Source organism: Spirochaetae bacterium HGW-Spirochaetae-1 (assembly GCA_002839375.1).
Lineage (GTDB): Bacteria > Spirochaetota > UBA4802 > UBA4802 > UBA5550 > PGXY01.
The window spans coordinates 171,077-188,344 of sequence record PGXY01000002.1 but is presented as its reverse complement, the minus strand read 5'-3'; the positions used below and the strand labels follow the sequence as shown (position 1 = coordinate 188,344).

The window sequence follows — 17,268 nt, the reverse complement described above, 5'->3', positions numbered from 1 at the left end:
AATCCCCATTCCCGGTATTTGACTCAATAACCGATGCCTCATGTCCGCCGATTGCCGCCTCCCCGGTCGCTTCGATACGCCACCGGTCATCGAGTGATGGCGAAGCCACCGTATCGAGATGACGGTGGCACTCAGCAACCGGGGCCTCATGTCCTTTCGTGGTATTTCACTCAAGGACCAAGACCTCGGTTGCCGAGTGTTTCACGCAGTGAAACGTATCGAGGCGCCCGAGGCTGGCAAGGCTTTAATTTATGCCACATCAGTTTCGGTTGCCGAGTGACGGCGAAGCCGTCGTATCGAGGCACACCGCCCGCCGCAACGCATCCCTGTCGGCTTCGGCTCGGCCGATACATTTCCGCTTATATATGAGGCCCAGGACAATGTGCTTGTACTCGGCTGCATCAATGTTCTTCCGCAGCTTGTCCGCCGCCTTCCAGAGCTGTTTCTCAATGGGTTCTTCTTTTGTTGTTGCGTTATTGTTTCTGGCCTTTGCCATGGGGTCTCCCGATTGTGATTTTTCCAGTAAATTAAAAAGAATATGATTTCATGAATATTCTGTTCTGCAAATAATAATAAGACATTCCGCTATGTACATAATCTTTTTGACTTTTCCTTTTCTTCGTCACACACTTTATTTACCATTTTAGCAATATAATCCAATTTATTGTCTCCACCGGGCGTAAATTGATCAAATTTACCCCTGACTTTATCATCCTTGAGCCACTCACAAATAACAGAGCTGAATATTGGTTTCATCATTAAGTGCAGCACTTCCGCATCTTCAACAAATCCGGCTTTCCATTCTGCCAGTTTCTCTGAATTTATTTCACATCTGGTCTCAGCTTGTTTTATCTGATTATACAGATTTGCCAGGTATGTCCACTGCGACGAGAACCTTGCATACAGGGCTGCATATATTGTAGCAAAGAATACCCCGAACCAGGAGAATTTTTCAACTACTTGAAGCCTCAATTCAACCCACGAAAAATCCGATGTACGGCCAGGATCAATACTATTCAAAAGAAATAATACTATAATAAATAGGATAAAAGCAGACAACAGGGATCTTAATATGATAACAGATCCGCCATTTGATTTTTTATACCGCGTCAAAATGAATTCACCTGTAATTATTTCAATAAGACGGTGCCAGCAAGTGAAAAATCTTATCACCACTACCTGTTCTAGTTTTGTATGTATACTTTGGCAATTCATAGCTTTTCTCCAACCCGACAGCGAACACACGGACGTGTGAGCTGCTGATCTGCGGTCGAGGATGGCACACGAAGTGCCTCCGCAGGCCGCACAGGGAGAGTTGCCTGATACAGAAAGACTCTTAGCCCGTCGCGGCCAGCGACCGCGGGGGTGGCGCCGGAGGGGCGCCGCGTCGCGCCCCTTCGGCAAACGGCCAGTCCCGGCCCCCCGGGCCAACCCCCAACCGTGGATTACGGTTAACAATCCGACTCACGCCCATGCAGGGGCATCAGCCCCGTGCAACAATATTCATTCCCGGGATTTTTCCACGAAATGTCAACTACTATAGAGCAATTCTTACTAAAAATTGCATATTCTTACAATCCCCCCGCAGGGACAATATACCGCCGAAGCGGCGGCAGGGAATATCGTACATCTATGTGTAGTGCCGGTTTTTGATAGCCAGGCCGAATCAAAAAAAAATGACCTCTAAAAGGTCATTCATACATCCAGCCAATGGCATTCTTCAAGCTGCATTCATTACGACATCCGCTTTCTTAAATCAATCATACTGTCCAGAATTCCCGGCAAGTCCCCGGTGATCGTCTTCCAGAGAATTTCATCATCAATGCCGAAATATCCATGAATAAGCCTGTCTCTCATTCTTGCCATGGCAGACCATGGAATATGAGGATTGTTGTCCTTGACATCACTGGAAATATTCTTGGCAGCCTCACCAATAATTTCAATCTTACGTATAACGGCGCTGTACGTTTTATCATCTCCTATGAATTCGTCATATCCCGACCCTACGATAAATCGCATAATGGCTTCGATCCCCAGTATGATGTCATCAATATAGAGAGACTGGTCTCTGCTCATATGAAAATGACCTCGGATAAAATATTTTCCTTTAGTTCCGGCCGTATACCCTTCTCACGGACAAGATCTATTTTTCTTTTCAGGAGGTTTTCAATATACTCCTCAACACCGAAAAATTCTTTCATGCCCGGAGTCAGGGCGAATTCAACCAGGATATCAACATCACTATCGGCCCTTTCATCACCCCTGGCGAAGGAACCGAAGACCCCTAATTTCGTGATATTATATGTATCCTGCATATATTTTTTTGATGATCTGAGCGTGTTCACGATTTCCTGGTTCATGGGTCATCCCTCTTCATTATCAATTCCAGCTTAGAGGAATATCCATATAATGATTTATGGATATTCCTCTTTTTTAATCTTTTCAATATCAGTTATATATTGTAAAAAGTCAAACAGTATAGGGCTATAAAGCGGTAAAAAATCCACAATACATTCTACCTCCGGAGGTGGCGAAGGACGATACATGAACGGGACAGATATATACGCCGGGGGCAACGGGGCCCGGGGGCCGTGAGCCGCCCACGAGCCGTCGGCACGGCAACCCTACAGATTCATCATCCTGATATAATCCTTCTGCGTTTCGTACACCGATCGGCAGACCAGGTTAATAAAGTCAGCGTCGTTTTCACGGGCCGATTCAATGGAGGATATATACGCGGCACGCACGACCGGGGAGATGAGTGCGATAGTGTACCCTTCCTGGAGAAGTACCAGGTTCATGAGCAGCCGGGCCACCCGGCCGTTGCCGTCCACGAAGGGATGTATGAAGACGAAATCAAGATGAGTCCTGGCTGCCGTCACGACAGGATGATCCGTTTTGCGCATCGATGCCGTCTTGCCTGTAAATTCACGCATAAGCTCCGGTATCCTGTCAGGAGCGGGAAGCGGATACTGCGAACCGGAAATGACAACCTGGCTTTTCCGGTATACCCCTGCCCCGGCATCGTCGATTGACCGGTAAAACAGGCGATGCAGCATGAGGATATCGTCTTCCGTTATAGTCCGGGAATCGACAAGACCCAGCATATGCGAAAAAGCCTCGGCATGTCCCCGGGCCTCGAGATGATCGCGCAGCGGTTTCCCGCCGATGGTGAGCCCGTCCTCGATGACGACCTTCGTTTCGGACTCCGTAAGGGTATTGCCCTCCAGGGCGTTACTGGACCAGGTGAGACCGATCCTGTAGTATTCCTTCAGCGAAAGAACGGTCTCCCTGTTCAGGGGACGCATATCATCAATCTGTTTCTGTAATTTATCTATCTTTTTAAGAAGCTCGTTCATCTGTTCCTTCCCCTGGGAAAGTCAAACAGTATAGGATATCTATCTGTTAAAAAACGCTGCATGATCCTTAAACCCCCTCCGGGGGTGGCGAAGGACGATACATGAACGGGACAGATATATACGCCGGGGGCAACGGGGGCCGGGGGCCGGGAACCGAAGGGAGCGCTGCATAACAGAACCTACATGATTTTAACACCTTCTTTCTTAACGATTTCTATCAGGGGTGAGCCCGTATCACTTTTAAAACGCCGCGAACCGACGGCAACCGGTTCAATTCTATGATCCACCTTTACCGTATACAGCCATGGACTGGATAAAATACCGTCATCATCGGTATCAAACATATCGGATACAAGCATGATATCAATATCGCTGTCGCTGCTGTTATCTCCACGCGCACAGCTTCCATATATGTATGCATGATCAATGGTGAATCCCGTTTCCTTGAGAACGGAAATATATCTTTTAACTACCGATTCAATTTCAGCTTTAACCATTCCAATCCCTCCAGGGTTTTATTGTAATATTTCAAAGCGGTTGCAGGATCATGGACATTCCCTGCATTATCAGGATATCTTCCCGAAATCTGGTATTTCATAAGAATTGCAAAAAAGCCCGCTAGTTCCTCCGTCAGTTCAATCCCGGAAATTTCACATAGATAGAGAAGATTATGGGTCTTGGGAGCAAACTCCATTTTCACCTGGACATATATTGCTTTAAGTATTTTTTCCACAGCAAGATGACAAAAGAAAAGCCCATGCAGATATCTTTCTTTTTCAATCAGGATACGGGCCGTTGATAAATCTTCATGTGATCCATCTGACCAGTATTTCACCTGTAATTCAGTATTCATACTTTTATATGCACCTCAAACAAAGAAGCTTCTTTAAAGTCAAACAGTATAGGATATCTATCTGTTAAAAAACGCTGCATGATCCTTAAACCCCCTCCGGGGGTGGCGAAGGACCATGAAAGGGATAGATATATACGCCGGGGGCCGGACATCCTTTCTACCGAGCTTCTACCTGCCTTCTACCGATCTTACTCAAGCATTGTCGCTGACCAGCGGCACAATGCCGCACAACCTCCATAACCCCATAAAAATTAATTTAATTTTTTCAATTTTTTTCAAAAAACTTTTAAATCCCCGCCAGGGCGGCGCGTATTAATAATAAACACACGGGAGACATGGAGCGCACGCCGCCCATCCCCGTAACAACAGATTAACAGGAGGCCTGTTATGGCTGACGTTAAACTCAATCCCGTATTCACCGGCTTTTCAAAACAAATCGGAGACCTGGTCTTTGTAAACCTTCATGGCAAAACCTTCGTAAGAAAAAAGGCGATTCCCCGCCAGACCAACAGCGAAGCGCAGCTCCTTGTCAGAGACTGCTTTAAAAAAACCATTGAGGCCTGGGGACGGCTCAATGACGACCAGAAAAAGGCCTGGGAAAAGGAGGCGCACGGCAAAAACATGTCGGGATACAATCTCTTTTTCAGGGACAACTTCAGACACCTGCGCGCCGGCGAAACAGTGAAAACCCTTCCCGTGAACACGGACGGGGAACAGACCTGGTAACGCACCTGCTGCCCGCATTGTGTGCAGAGACGCAGCATGCTGCGTCTCTGCACAGGCGGCCTCGCGTCTGTGCACACAGGGCTGTTAAAATAAAGCTTATGGAAATAGTAAAAATTGTCGCCAACAGCAGGGACATTCCATACCAGTCTCTCATAAAAATGTATCTCAACGAGAAATTCCGCGAGGATACATCACATTGAATGAGCATTCCGTACCATCCCCCTTTTCTTCAGAAGGACTTGACAGAGGGGCCCCCGGCACATAGATTGATATTAAGCTCCCTGGGAATAAAAATCACATCAGAAGGAAACAATATGCGCACAGCGGGATTCATCATATTCTTCTCTATCTTCTTCACGATCTACGGTTCCGTGAACTTCTATATTTTCATCCGGGGCTACCAGGCCCTGCCGGTAAAGCCTCTCCTGCGCAATACCTATGTGATCCTCTTCCTCGTGGTTTCCCTTTCCTTCATCGCGGGACGGTTCTTTGAGAAGGTATCCATATGTCCCTTCAGCGACGCCTGCATCTGGATCGGCTCCATCTGGCTGGCCTTCATGCTTTATCTTTTCCTGGCCGTGCTGTTTTTCGACATGCTCCGCCTGGCAAACCGCATCGTTCCCTTTTATCCGCCCTATATAACGGCTCATTATGACACGGCAAAGCTTGTTGCGGCCGCGTCGGTCTTTGCCGTCACCTCGACGCTGGTCCTGGCGGGATTCATCAATGCCCGATCGCCGCGCCTCACCACTGTTGATCTCACCGTGGATAAAAAGGCGGGTAACATCACGTCACTTAACATCGCCCTCATAACCGACATACACCTGGGCACCATCATCAGCAACTCGCGCCTGGCCTGCATCGTGGACCTGGCCAACGGTATCAAGCCCGACATCATTCTCCTGGCGGGAGATATCGTTGACGAAGATCTGGCGCCGGTCATTGAAAAGAATATGGGCGGAACACTGCGCCTGCTGAAATCACGTTACGGAACCTATGCCGTCACGGGCAACCATGAATACATCGGCGGTGCTGCCCGGGCCGTGCGGTACCTGGAAGATCACGGCATCACGGTCCTGCGCGACCGGTCCCTGGTCATTGACGGTTCATTTATTCTCGCGGGCCGCGAAGACCTCTCCATGAACCGTTTCACCGGCGTCAAAAGGAAGGAGCTGTCCCGCATACTGGAAGGCCTTGACGCGGCCCTGCCCGTCATCGTCATGGATCATCAGCCGTCGCGCCTTCATGAGGCCGTTTCCGCCGGCGTAGACCTGCAGGTCTCGGGCCACACGCACCAGGGCCAGTTATGGCCACTGAACAGGCTCATCGATTCCATCTGGGAGATCGGGTACGGATACCGGCAGATCGATTCCACGCATTTCTATGTTTCCTGCGGTGTCGGCACCTGGGGCCCGCCGGTGCGCACCGGTAACCGTCCCGAGGTAGTGCAGGTACGGCTCCGTTTCAGTGGAAAATAATTACATCAATCACGGCACACCGGGGATACCTTATGGAACAGTCGCTGCAGAACTGGATTCAACAAATAGTTAAGACACAGGAAGCGGCCTACGTGCTTTCAAAGACCGCCCTCTTCATTATAGCGGTCCTTACAGGCTTCGCGGTCAAATGGCTCTCCCGGCGCCTCTTTCATGAAGCCATCAGGAAGGCGGCACAGCGGAGCCGCAATACCTTCGACGATATCCTGGTAGATTCGGGCATCCTGCAGCGCTTCTACCAGATCATTCCCCTCATAATCGTCTATTTCAGCGTGCACATTATCTTCGACAAACCCAATATGGCAACATCGATCCTGGAGCGCATGCTCATGTCGGCCATCATTGTCGTCGTGATCCTGGCCCTGAACAACGCCGTCGATGCCGTTGACGTCTATTACCGGAAACTTGAAATATCGAAGAAGACCCCCATCAGGAGCTATCTCCAGCTGCTGAAGATATTCCTGGTACTCACGGCCGTCATCTTCGTCATTGCCACACTCATGGACAAGTCGCCCTGGTGGCTCATGAGCAGCATCGGCGCCATGACAGCCATCGTGCTCCTCATTTTCAAGGACTGGCTCCTGGGCTTCGTGGCCAGCATCCAGATCAATTCCAACGACCTGGTGAACATAGGCGACTGGATACAGATGCCCAAATATAACGCCGACGGCGACGTCATCGACATCAACCTCAACACGGTGCAGGTACAGAATTTCGACAAGACCATTACCTCCATACCCACCTACGCCCTCATCTCCGAGTCCTTTATCAACTGGCGCGGCATGCGCGAGGCCGGCGGCCGCAGAATAAAACGCGTCATCTATATCGATGTTAACAGCGTGCGCTTCTGCGACCGGGACATGCTGGCGCGCTTCAAAAAAATCCGTTATCTCGGTGAGTATATTTCCGGGAAGGAAAAAGAGATCGCCAGTTACAATAAAAAACTGGGCATAGCCCGTTCGGACATGATCAACGGAAGGCACCTGACCAACCTGGGAACCTTCCGTATCTACGTGACGGAGTACCTGAAACATCACGAAAGAATCAGGCAGGATATGACCCTCATGGTGCGCCACAAGGACCCCGGTGAATACGGTATCCCCGTTGAAATATACGCCTTTACCGCCGATACCGACTGGGTAAAATATGAGGAAATCCAGGCCAATATCTTCGATCATATAATCGCCGTGGCCCCTTCATTCGGCCTCTCCCTCTACCAGAATCCCAGCGGCAGCGATGTGCGCCGGGTCATGGAAAATCTGAAAAATCCCGGTAATAAAAAAAACCAATAGTTCCCTTTGACACAATGAAATGTTGTTGAATTCTTTTCGTCGGTATTGTATATTCATATTCGCGTATGAGAATATCTTTTCATATAACTATTAACAGGGGGACACCCAATGATAAAAAAAACCGGCCTTGTACTTTTTTCCTCACTTCTTCTGCTCATGGCACCGCTCTCCAATCTTCATGCCGATGACAAAACCACAGCATTGCTGCTGGAAACCGTCGGTGTATTGTCGGCTCACAGTATCTATCTCACCTATTCATCAATAGGAACCCTGGCCGACGGGCACGCCAATAAGACATATAAAAATGACTTTTCCGTGCAGATGCTCGAGGAATACGAAGGCATATCCAAAACGGCCATAAACCAGCTCAACAAGCTCCTCTCCTCCGGCGTGCTCACACCGCCCGACGTGGAATTCGTGAACAGGCTCATCGAGACCTACCAGCTCCTCATCGGCGAGGCAAGCGGATATAAAAACTATATACTGACGGGTCAGCAGGCCCACATCAAGACCTATTCCGAGAAAAGAAACGCGGCGTGGAAGAATATCTCCGAGCTCCTGGGACTGGACAAGAAATAAGGGTCACCGGAACAGCATAATAAAAAGCGCACCGCCAATCATCAGAAGAGAACCCGCTATTCGCGAGGGGGCATTCCTCTCGCCGAATAGCGTGATTCCAAACATCACCCCGATAAAAAGCTGCATCATGGTCAGTCCCTTCACGTAGATCACATTTGCCTCAACGTTCTTCGCGAACTCCACGGCCATCATCTGGGAATAAAAAGCGATAATGGAAAAGGCCCCCTGCACAATGAGGGGCGCGGCGTTCTTCCGTATTTCCCCGGCATAGCCCGGCGCCTTCACCCTGTTTAAAAATATCACGGCGAAAAGCAATACTGAAAAGAGATGCCAGTACAGGGAATAGGCAAAGCCTCCCCCGCCGGCCGTGTCAATGGCCACGCGGTCCAGGCTCGTGGTAACGCCGAATATAAGTGCCACGCCGAGAAAGAGCATGCCGCCGCGGTTTGCCGCCAGGGCACTGAAGGGTGCGGTCAGGGCCATGCCCCGTTCCATGTTCAGAACATAGGCGCCCAGGGCCAGCATGACAATACCGGCCAGGGAACGGAGTGTGGGGGTTTCACCGAAAAGCACATACACCCCGGCGATCATGAAGAGAGGCACAAAAGACAAAAAGGGTATGGACGATGAAAGATCGTGCTTCTTTACGGCATGGAGCTGCATGAGCGAGGCCGCGGCGGTGAGAATTGACGTTGCGGCCACAACGCTCCAGAAGAGATATACCTTTTCAACGTGGGGGTCCTTCCACAGAAGCAGGGGCAGGAGCATTACCAGTCCCGTGAGTCTGCCCGTAAAGGCCAGGACAACACTGCTCACGCCCGGGAGGTATTTCTTGATAATCACGTAGCGCAGGGCGAAAAAGAGCGCCGCGTTGAGGCTCAGCAGTATCCAGCCCATTAGTATGATTTTCCTGCCTGAAGTGAATTTTCCATCGTTTGCGGCATGTTATGGCAAATCTAGCATGATGCCCTATTATGAAAAGAAATATTTATTCCTCCCCTTGACAGATGATCAATGTATGCACTATACTTATGAAATCTACTGTCTTTTCAAGACCGGCATACCAGGGAGGATTGAAAATGGGATATATATCGAAAATTACGGCAAGCTACGCCGCGCTGTGGCTTATAATCGATGCTACATGGTTCGTCTCGGTGTTCTATCTTACGCCCATTTTACCGGAACTGCGGACGAAACTCAGCCTGCAGGGTTTCATACCCTGGCTCATCCTTCTCATAGCAGCCCTGATCATACTCTATTTCAGGGCCTCGGGAATCAACACCGTCCATCAGGAAATACTGAAGGGAGGAGCGCCCGATGACGAAACCCTTTTGAAGACTCTCCGCATAAGCATAAACCTTCCCGCCTTCGGGACAACAATAATGCTGGTCTTCACCGCCCTTTCGATACTCACCACATTGCTCCTCTGGAAATCGACGGGCATCGGCCCCCTGGGGTCCTGGTCCCTCATAGTGGGTCTCCTGGCCGGTTCATTCGTATGTCCCATTCTGGTCATGGGTACATTCCTCATGATAAACGCGCCGGTCAACGAGGCCCTGAGTCTTGCGGCCTATAAAAGAAACCTTCCCATAGCGGCAAAAAACATGGGCATCCGCAACCGGCTCTTTATAGCCTTCGGCTTCATCTCCATGGCCTTCATGGCCTGGATCGGCGGCATGGCCTTTTACACCGGCATAAACCAGACTATCAATGAACTGCAATCCGGTTCCCTGGAAAGGAACAGGATACTGATCAGCGACATGAAAAACCGTTTCGGCGAAGATATAACCTCGGAAAATTGCGGTGAATATCTCAGGGGGATATCTCCGGAAAGCGGCGACTCCTTCTACCTCACCGATGAAAAGGGCGCCGGCATTTTTAAAACGGGCGGCGAGGATCTGTATGTCCCCGGCGAGAACATCTTCAACGATATCATCCGCCGTGAGGTGGCGGGCAGCGCAGCGGGCAGTTTTTTCGAGAACGGCCGTGACCGGGTCATATCCTTTTCTCCCCTGGGCAGCGGCATTATCCTGGTCAGCGCTTCTCCCCTATCCGCCCGGATGGGACGATTCGGCATGTTCTGGCTGTGGCTCTTCATATTCTCTCTTCCTGCGTACCTGGTCACCAGTATCCTGGGCTATACCTTCCCGGGATCGGTACTGCAAGCCTTTAACAGCATTGGTAAAAGCATCGCCAATCTCAGCAGCGGCAACCTGACAATGAGGAGCGGGGCCACGGCCATGGACGAAGCAGGACGCCTGGTCATGGACATAAACCATTTCTTCGATGAGCTCTCGGCAATGATTTCCGAGATACAGGATTCAGCAGGCCAGATAACGGCCATGAACAAGGAACTGGAAAACAATGCCAATCACCTGGCCAGTGACGCGGGAAACCAGGCCTCCAGCGTAGAGGAGATATCCTCCTCCATGGAAGAAATCGGCTCCACGGTGGAACAGAATACCGGCAACGCGAAAAAGACCGACACCATGGCCGGTGAGACGGCAGCCATGGCCCTGGAAGGCGGCAAGGCCGTGACCTCCACCGTCGAGTACATGAAAAACATAGCCGATAAAATCAAACTCATAGAAGACATCACCTATCAGACCAATCTCCTGGCCCTGAATGCGGCCATCGAAGCGGCCCGTGCCGGTGAGCACGGCAGGGGATTTTCCGTTGTTGCCAGCGAGGTGCGCAAGCTGGCGGAGAAATCACAGAGGGTCTCGCAGGAAATCAGCGCCCTGGCTGCCGACAGTCTGGTCATTTCAGAAAAGGCCGGTTCGCTCATCGGCACCATGGTTCCCAATATACAGAAGACATCGGAGCTCACCGGTGAGATCACCATATCCTCGGGCGAGCAGGAACAGGGCATTCAACAGATAAACGACAGCATGGTTCAGCTCAATGAAATTGCCCAGTCCAACGCATCGGCCTCGCAGTCCCTGGTCTCCATTTCCGGAGAGCTGTCGGCCCATGCGATGAGACTCCAGGCGCTCATGGAAAAATTCAGGATATAGGAGCGGCCCGGGAGCTGGATTACGGCTTTATCAGGCCCCGGTCACATCAGCCTCGAATTCACCCGAAGAGCGCATGAAGCGGAACTTTTTCGGAGGCCCGAAAACCTTATCCTCGGCCTTCTGTTCCAGCGCCAGGGCCCCGGCCGGGCAGGTACTCGTACAGAGCCCGCAGCCGATACACCGGTCCCGGTTCACCAGCATCGTCCCTTCCCCGTCAGATATGGCCTCCATGGGACACCGGTCAATGCAGACGCCGCACTGCGTGCACAGTTCCCGATCCAGGACGGCGAAATAATTCGTGGCGGCCAGCAGGGACGGTTTCGGGAACCGCTTGTAAAACCTGAGTACGCCGCAGCAGTCGCCGCAGCAGTTGCATATACATTCCGTGTTCCCCGTATTGCCTCCCACCTGGTGAACCAGTCCCGCCCTTTCTGCGCCGATAAGGATGGTCAGGGCCTCTTCACGGTCGACCCAGCGGCCCCAGCCCAGCTCATTGACATAGAAATCGGCATAGAAGTCAAAGGCCATGCATACCTCGGTCGGCATGGAGCAGTCTTCGCCCAGGACCTCGCGGTGCTTTGCGCAGGCGCAGGGGAACACGGCGATCCTGTCCTTTTTCATAATTATATTTTTAACATCATCAAAGGGAAGGACCGGCTTACCAGCATTGAGGTCGCTGCCTATAGGAATGGTTCTCAGGGAACGGTCCTTGGGCATGAAGGCCCCGGAGAAATACCTGTCCAGAAGCTTCGCCAGGTCAGCGTCCATGTTCATAGCCCGGTGCTCAAAGAGTCCATGCATGAAGGGGGCCTGGGCATAGAAATATCCTCCCCCGGTTTTCTTTCCGAAGAGGAGTCCCTTTCGGAGCATGGCCTGGAGCAGGCTGTCGGTCTCCTCTTCAGTTTTTTCAGCGCGCTGCGCGACGACCCGTGCCGGTTCGAGCTTTTCCGTGAGGTGAAGCCATATGGCGGCCTCGTCAGGTTCAAAGAGCCTTTTCAGTATATCCATTTCCACGCCGTCGGGCGTGGCATTCATTCCCACGGAGTAGGTATCGAGTTTTTCCCGCACTTTTTCATATAACGTTTTTTCCATCTTTCACCTCTGCTGTTTTACCGATCGGTAAAATTATTCCACACATCCACCGGTGTCAATATTTTTTTACAGCCGTTAAATAAATTTGACAATTTATGGTATTTCTGTTTCCCTGTCTATTAGAAGCATCCAGGGATAACAGCATGGGCAGTGAAAAGAAAAAAGGCACCATAACGAAAGACAGGATATTCCAGGCGGCCATGGCCGTTTTTGCCCGGCATCCCTACCAGGCTGCCAGCATGCGAATGATAGGCCAGGAGGGAGAGTTTGATCACCCCCTCATCAATTATTATTTCCCCACCAAGGCTATCCTCTTCGAAGCCGTCACGGAATCCATCTGCCGGAAGGTCTACGCGTCGAACCTGGAATGGTACGCCGGACTCCAGGGTCAGAGCCTCAAAAAGGCCTTTCCCCTGTACCTGGACAGGCTCATCGAACACCATAAAGAGCATCCCGAGATATTCCGTATCCTGGCTCTCAATCTCGCCCAGGCCGACAGCGTTTCCGATATTCCCGGCTACAGCTATTTCCTGGAACTCCTGGAACTGCATGCCAGGACCTTCACTAATACGCTCAAGCCATCCTGTTCCAATGAAGACGTGATAATCTTCACCAGCAGTTTCAATTCCCTGGTAATAAATTTTCTGGGCTCCGAGGGAACCCATGCCGGAATGCTCTCCCTGGAACCCGGCAGCGACGCCTATTACGAATGGGTGAAAAAATCCCTGGTCTACCTGTTCCTCCCCCGTCTGCGGGAAATGCTCTGACCCCTGATTTGGGAAAATATACTTTGACCCCGGTATTATCAACATATATGCTCTGACCCCCTTGACCGCTGGATATTTTCCTGGCCTCATATGCCATTTTGTTCTGGACATCGGAGGCCCGGAGAGCTACAAACCCACTCATGAAGTCGACAATACTTCTCATCGAAGACGAAACGGGCATCGCCGATACCATCACGTATGCCCTGTCTACTGAGGGCTTTGACCCTCTCCGGGCCGAAACGGGACGCCAGGGGCTTGATATTCTCCGGGACAGGATCATCAGCCTGGTGATCCTGGATATCGGGCTTCCTGATATGAACGGGTTCGATATCCTCAGGGAAATACGCAAATCATGGAATGTTCCGGTTCTCATCCTCACGGCCCGCACCGACGAAATCGACCGCATCCTGGGCCTGGAGCTGGGGGGCGATGACTATATGATGAAGCCCTTCAGCCCCCGCGAACTGACGGCCCGCATCAGGGCCATTCTCCGCAGAACGGCGGGATTCGGCGCCCCTTCCCCATCGGAGGCTCTGACCCCGGCCTTCACCGTTGACACGAACAGGAGGCAAATTTCGTACTACGGCGCTATCCTGCCCCTCTCCCGATATGAATATGAAATTCTCTGCCTGTTGATCCGCCGCCCGGGATGGGTCTTCTCCCGCGAGCAGATCATGGAGCAGATATGGGACGAGCCCGGGGAAAGCTTTGACAGAACCGTGGACGCCCATATAAAGTCCATACGCGCCAAACTGAAAAACGTCAGGGAGGATAGCGACCCCATAGAAACGCACCGCGGCGTGGGCTATGCCCTGAAGGATACCCCATGAGCATGGGCATACGCACCAGGTTTCTCCTGGGATTCTTCGTCATCTTCGCAACGGGTTTTTATTTCCTGGCCGATTTCATAGCCAACGAGATCAGGCCCCGATACCTGGAGACTGTAGAAGAATCCATGATCGATACGGCCCACCTCCTGGCATCCCTGCTGGAGACGCGCATAAAAGACAACCGCATCGATACCACAGACCTGCGTTCCATGTTCACCGCTGCCTTCAAGAAAAAATTCTCGGCGCGGATATACGCCTTCAAAAAAAGCGGCATCCAGATAAACGTATATGTCACGGACTACCGCGGGATCGTTCTCTACGATTCCAGGGATGGGCGCGACGTGGGCAAGGATTACTCCCGCTGGAACGATGTGTATAACACGCTCCGGGGAAAATACGGCGCCCGCTCCACGCGCCTCGCCCCCCAGGACCCATCGAGCAGTTCCCTCTACGTGGCAGCGCCTGTCACACACCGTGACAGGATAATCGGCGTCCTCACCGTGGTGAAACCGGAGCAAAGCGTTTCAATGTTCATGGACCTGGCCAGAAAAAAAATAATTACGGCGCTGATACTGCTCTGCCTGGTCTTTATCCTCCTCAGCGTCGCTCTTTCCATGTGGATAAACAGGCCCATCATGCAGCTCACGCGCTATATCCGGTCGCTAAAGGAGCAGAAGCGCGCCGCACTGCCGCGCCTCTCGGGAAAGGAAATCCGGCTGCTGGGAGAATCCTTCGAAGACATGAAAAATGAACTGGAGGGCAGAAAATATACCGAACACTATGTGCAGACCCTGACCCACGAGCTGAAGAGCCCCCTCTCATCCATCATCGCCTCGGCAGAACTCCTCACTGAAGATATGGACGCGGACCAGCGGATTCGATTTACCGGCACTATTCTGCACGAGGCCCGCAGAATATTGAAGCTCATAGACCGCCTCCTGCAGCTGTCGTCCCTGGAAAACCGTCGCGAGCTCCGTGACGTACAGGATGTGCATGCTCTGACCCTCCTCGAGGAAATTCTTGCAAGTCTGGAACCCATTGTAAAAAAAGGGGGGCAGAGCATAGTCCTTTACATCGACAAGAGCCACACACTGAAAGGAGAACGATTCCTCATCTATCATTCCCTAATGAATATCCTCTCCAATGCCGTCCATTTTTCGCATAATGGCGGCACTATTACCGTCACTTCGTCACGACGGGGATCTTTTCTCGATATCAGCATTATCGATGAGGGTACAGGAATCCCCGATTATGCCATGGATAAAATCTTCGATAAGTTCTATTCCCTGCCCGATCCCGATAATCGAAAGAAAGGTACCGGCCTGGGTCTTTCCTTCGTAAAGGAGGCTCTGTCCCTCCATGATGGTGAAATCATCATATACAACAACAGGGAACGGGGTGTTACGGTTCGTCTTTCCTTCCCTGCATCAAATTAAAAAAAACCAGCTTCACCATAACATCACACAGACTTCATACTCTTTTCACGTAGGTTCCCCAGCTTTGTATTGATAATTCCGGTTCTGCAGGGTTAAAGCTGTTTAATCCAGGCCAAAGGGGTCAGAGCCGTTTTATCAAAAATATATCTACATTACAGCAAGGAGATATTCTATGACATTAACACCGTTCAAAAATTCTTTACCGTCAAAAATAATACTCATGAGCTTCCTCATCCTGATGCTGCTCATCCCGCTCAACATGGTACTGGATCTGGTTAAGGAGCGGGAAACACGACGCGATGAGGCTATAAGTGAAGTAAGTTCCAAATGGGGGCAGGTCCAAAACCTGCAGGGGCCGATACTAACCATTCCTTTCAAATCCTATTATGTCGATGAAAAAAATATCCGACGGATGAGGATAAGCCAAGCCAGTTTTCTCCCCGAGAGTCTGCATATATCAGGAAGCATCATACCCGAAACCCGTTCCCGGGGACTTTATGAGGTAATTCTCTATCGGCTCAACAACCTGCATTTCAAAGGGACCTTTTCCCGTCCTGACTTTAGCGAATTTCATGTCGCCGCGGAGAATATTATATGGGATGACGCTTTCCTTTCCGTGGGAATTCCCGATACCAGGGGAATTCAGAAGGAAGTAGTCCTTAAATGGGGAAAGGGCTCTGTCCCCTTTAAACCAGGAGTGAATAATGCCGACCTCCTAACCTCGGGGATACATGCCCGAATTGGAAATCCCGAAAAAACAGGGACAAAAAGCATTGATTTTGCCTTTACTCTGGAGCTTCAGGGGAGCTCATCTCTGTCTTTTATCCCTCTAGGCAAAGAAACTATTGTTGAACTGGAATCATCCTGGAGCCATCCCAGTTTTGACGGGGCTTATCTTCCCGACAGCAGAGAGATCGCATCACAGGGATTCAAGGCTCTATGGAATATTTCATACTTCGGTAGAAATTATCCCCAGCAGTGGGTGACCGGGCTCTGTCCCTCCGAGGAAGAAATTGCAATGAGTTCCTTTGGGGTGAAACTCTATCAACCCGTAGATTTTTATCAGAAATGCGTACGCGCAGCAAAATATGGCCTACTTTTTATTTCCCTTACCTTTCTGACTTTTTTCCTTTTTGAGATATTCATGAAACTTTCTATACACCCCCTGCAGTACCTTCTCATTGGATTTGCTCTTAGCATATTCTATCTTCTTTTTCTATCCCTTTCGGAACATATGAATTTCATCATTTCCTATATGATTTCCAGTCTTGGTGTCATAGGTATGATATGGGGTTACAGCAGGACCATTTTAAAAAATAAAAGAGGCAGCAGCCTCATGGCTCTTTTCCTTACCTGTCTTTACGGCTATCTCTTTATTTTACTCGAAAATCAGGATTATACGCTGCTCCTGGGCTCACTGGCCCTTTTCATAGTACTGGGAGTTGTTATGTACATAACACGCAATATTGACTGGTACTCCCTTCAGCTGAAAAAAGTTGAGGATACATTCTTACCTGAAGAATAACATTCTCTGTTTAGAAAGCAAATGGGGTCAGAGCCTCTTTCTATAAAAAAATGCTCTGACCCCTATCGTTTAAACGAATTTTATTCAATCCCCGCAACGCTCCTTCGTTTAATTAATAAACAATTATTTTCACAAGGGGCCTATCACCATGTCACGAAAACCAAGAAACATCTCCCAAGGCAATACTCACCACTGCTGGTCCCGGTGTCATGGGAAGAAGGATCTCATGCGGAGCAGCCATGTGCGTCGCTATTTCATTGAGGCAATCAAGATGGCCCAGGAAAAGTATGATTTTG

The 17,268-nt window shown here is 50.5% G+C and carries 18 protein-coding genes and 1 pseudogene; 10 read left to right on the top strand and 9 right to left on the bottom strand.

Annotated elements, in window-relative coordinates:
- Positions 1–355: 355 nt before the first annotated feature.
- The 7 genes and pseudogenes from CVV44_02820 to CVV44_02790 form a co-directional block, all read right to left on the bottom strand.
- Positions 356–496 (bottom strand): annotated as a pseudogene (locus CVV44_02820) (hypothetical protein).
- A gap of 89 nt (positions 497–585) precedes the next feature.
- Positions 586–1,215, bottom strand: a complete 630-nt coding sequence (locus CVV44_02815) for a hypothetical protein (GenBank protein PKL40554.1) — start codon at positions 1,213–1,215, stop codon at positions 586–588.
- A 519-nt stretch (positions 1,216–1,734) separates the two neighbouring features.
- Positions 1,735–2,076, bottom strand: a complete 342-nt coding sequence (locus CVV44_02810) for a hypothetical protein (GenBank protein ID PKL40553.1) — start codon at positions 2,074–2,076, stop codon at positions 1,735–1,737.
- Positions 2,073–2,360, bottom strand: coding sequence for a nucleotidyltransferase (locus CVV44_02805; protein ID PKL40552.1), 288 nt, complete (start codon positions 2,358–2,360; stop codon positions 2,073–2,075). The genes CVV44_02810 and CVV44_02805 overlap by 4 nt, the downstream gene beginning before the upstream one ends.
- A 264-nt stretch (positions 2,361–2,624) precedes the next feature.
- Positions 2,625–3,359, bottom strand: coding sequence for a cell filamentation protein Fic (locus CVV44_02800; protein PKL40551.1), 735 nt, complete (start codon positions 3,357–3,359; stop codon positions 2,625–2,627).
- A 179-nt stretch (positions 3,360–3,538) separates the two neighbouring features.
- On the bottom strand, positions 3,539–3,856 hold the full coding sequence (locus CVV44_02795; GenBank protein PKL40550.1) for a hypothetical protein: 318 nt from the start codon (positions 3,854–3,856) through the stop codon (positions 3,539–3,541).
- Complete coding sequence (locus CVV44_02790; protein PKL40549.1) at positions 3,829–4,212, bottom strand: hypothetical protein; 384 nt, start codon at positions 4,210–4,212, stop codon at positions 3,829–3,831. The genes CVV44_02795 and CVV44_02790 overlap by 28 nt, the downstream gene beginning before the upstream one ends.
- Positions 4,213–4,327: 115 nt before the next feature.
- On the opposite strand from CVV44_02790, the gene CVV44_02785 reads away from it, so the two are divergent.
- From CVV44_02785 to CVV44_02765, 5 genes are all read left to right on the top strand, one after another.
- Entirely contained in the window at positions 4,328–4,528 is a 201-nt protein-coding gene (locus tag CVV44_02785; GenBank protein ID PKL40548.1) for a hypothetical protein, read from the top strand.
- Between the two features lie 71 nt (positions 4,529–4,599).
- Positions 4,600–4,938, top strand: a complete 339-nt coding sequence (locus CVV44_02780; protein ID PKL40547.1) for a hypothetical protein — start codon at positions 4,600–4,602, stop codon at positions 4,936–4,938.
- A gap of 200 nt (positions 4,939–5,138) precedes the next feature.
- A complete protein-coding gene (locus tag CVV44_02775) occupies positions 5,139–6,416 on the top strand; it encodes a metallophosphoesterase (GenBank protein PKL40546.1) in 1,278 nt (425 codons plus the stop codon).
- 32 nt (positions 6,417–6,448) lie between these two features.
- Positions 6,449–7,726: a mechanosensitive ion channel protein MscS gene (locus CVV44_02770; protein PKL40545.1), complete on the top strand. Its 1,278-nt coding sequence runs from the start codon at positions 6,449–6,451 to the stop codon at positions 7,724–7,726.
- Positions 7,727–7,834: 108 nt separating this feature from the next.
- On the top strand, positions 7,835–8,305 hold the full coding sequence (locus CVV44_02765; protein PKL40544.1) for a hypothetical protein: 471 nt from the start codon (positions 7,835–7,837) through the stop codon (positions 8,303–8,305).
- 3 nt (positions 8,306–8,308) lie between these two features.
- Here CVV44_02765 and CVV44_02760 read toward each other — a convergent pair whose 3' ends face one another.
- The gene (locus CVV44_02760; protein ID PKL40543.1) at positions 8,309–9,202 is read right to left on the bottom strand and encodes a hypothetical protein; all 894 of its coding nucleotides are present in this window, start codon (positions 9,200–9,202) and stop codon (positions 8,309–8,311) included.
- 110 nt (positions 9,203–9,312) lie between these two features.
- Here CVV44_02760 and CVV44_02755 point away from each other — a divergent pair, with 110 nt between their 5' ends.
- Positions 9,313–11,322: a hypothetical protein gene (locus CVV44_02755; GenBank protein PKL40542.1), complete on the top strand. Its 2,010-nt coding sequence runs from the start codon at positions 9,313–9,315 to the stop codon at positions 11,320–11,322.
- A gap of 30 nt (positions 11,323–11,352) precedes the next feature.
- On the opposite strand, the gene CVV44_02750 is transcribed toward CVV44_02755, so the two are convergent.
- The gene (locus CVV44_02750) at positions 11,353–12,414 is read right to left on the bottom strand and encodes a 4Fe-4S ferredoxin (GenBank protein ID PKL40541.1); all 1,062 of its coding nucleotides are present in this window, start codon (positions 12,412–12,414) and stop codon (positions 11,353–11,355) included.
- A 95-nt stretch (positions 12,415–12,509) separates the two neighbouring features.
- Here CVV44_02750 and CVV44_02745 point away from each other — a divergent pair, with 95 nt between their 5' ends.
- From CVV44_02745 to CVV44_02730, 4 genes are all read left to right on the top strand, one after another.
- On the top strand, positions 12,510–13,181 hold the full coding sequence (locus CVV44_02745) for a hypothetical protein (protein ID PKL40540.1): 672 nt from the start codon (positions 12,510–12,512) through the stop codon (positions 13,179–13,181).
- Between the two features lie 140 nt (positions 13,182–13,321).
- Positions 13,322–14,011: a two-component system response regulator CreB gene (locus CVV44_02740; GenBank protein ID PKL40539.1), complete on the top strand. Its 690-nt coding sequence runs from the start codon at positions 13,322–13,324 to the stop codon at positions 14,009–14,011.
- Positions 14,008–15,447 carry a two-component system sensor histidine kinase CreC gene (locus CVV44_02735; protein PKL40538.1) on the top strand — a complete coding sequence of 480 codons (1,440 nt, stop codon included), beginning with the start codon at positions 14,008–14,010 and terminating at the stop codon, positions 15,445–15,447. The genes CVV44_02740 and CVV44_02735 overlap by 4 nt, the downstream gene beginning before the upstream one ends.
- A 172-nt stretch (positions 15,448–15,619) precedes the next feature.
- A complete protein-coding gene (locus tag CVV44_02730; GenBank protein PKL40537.1) occupies positions 15,620–16,972 on the top strand; it encodes a cell envelope integrity protein CreD in 1,353 nt (450 codons plus the stop codon).
- Positions 16,973–17,268 lie beyond the last annotated feature (296 nt).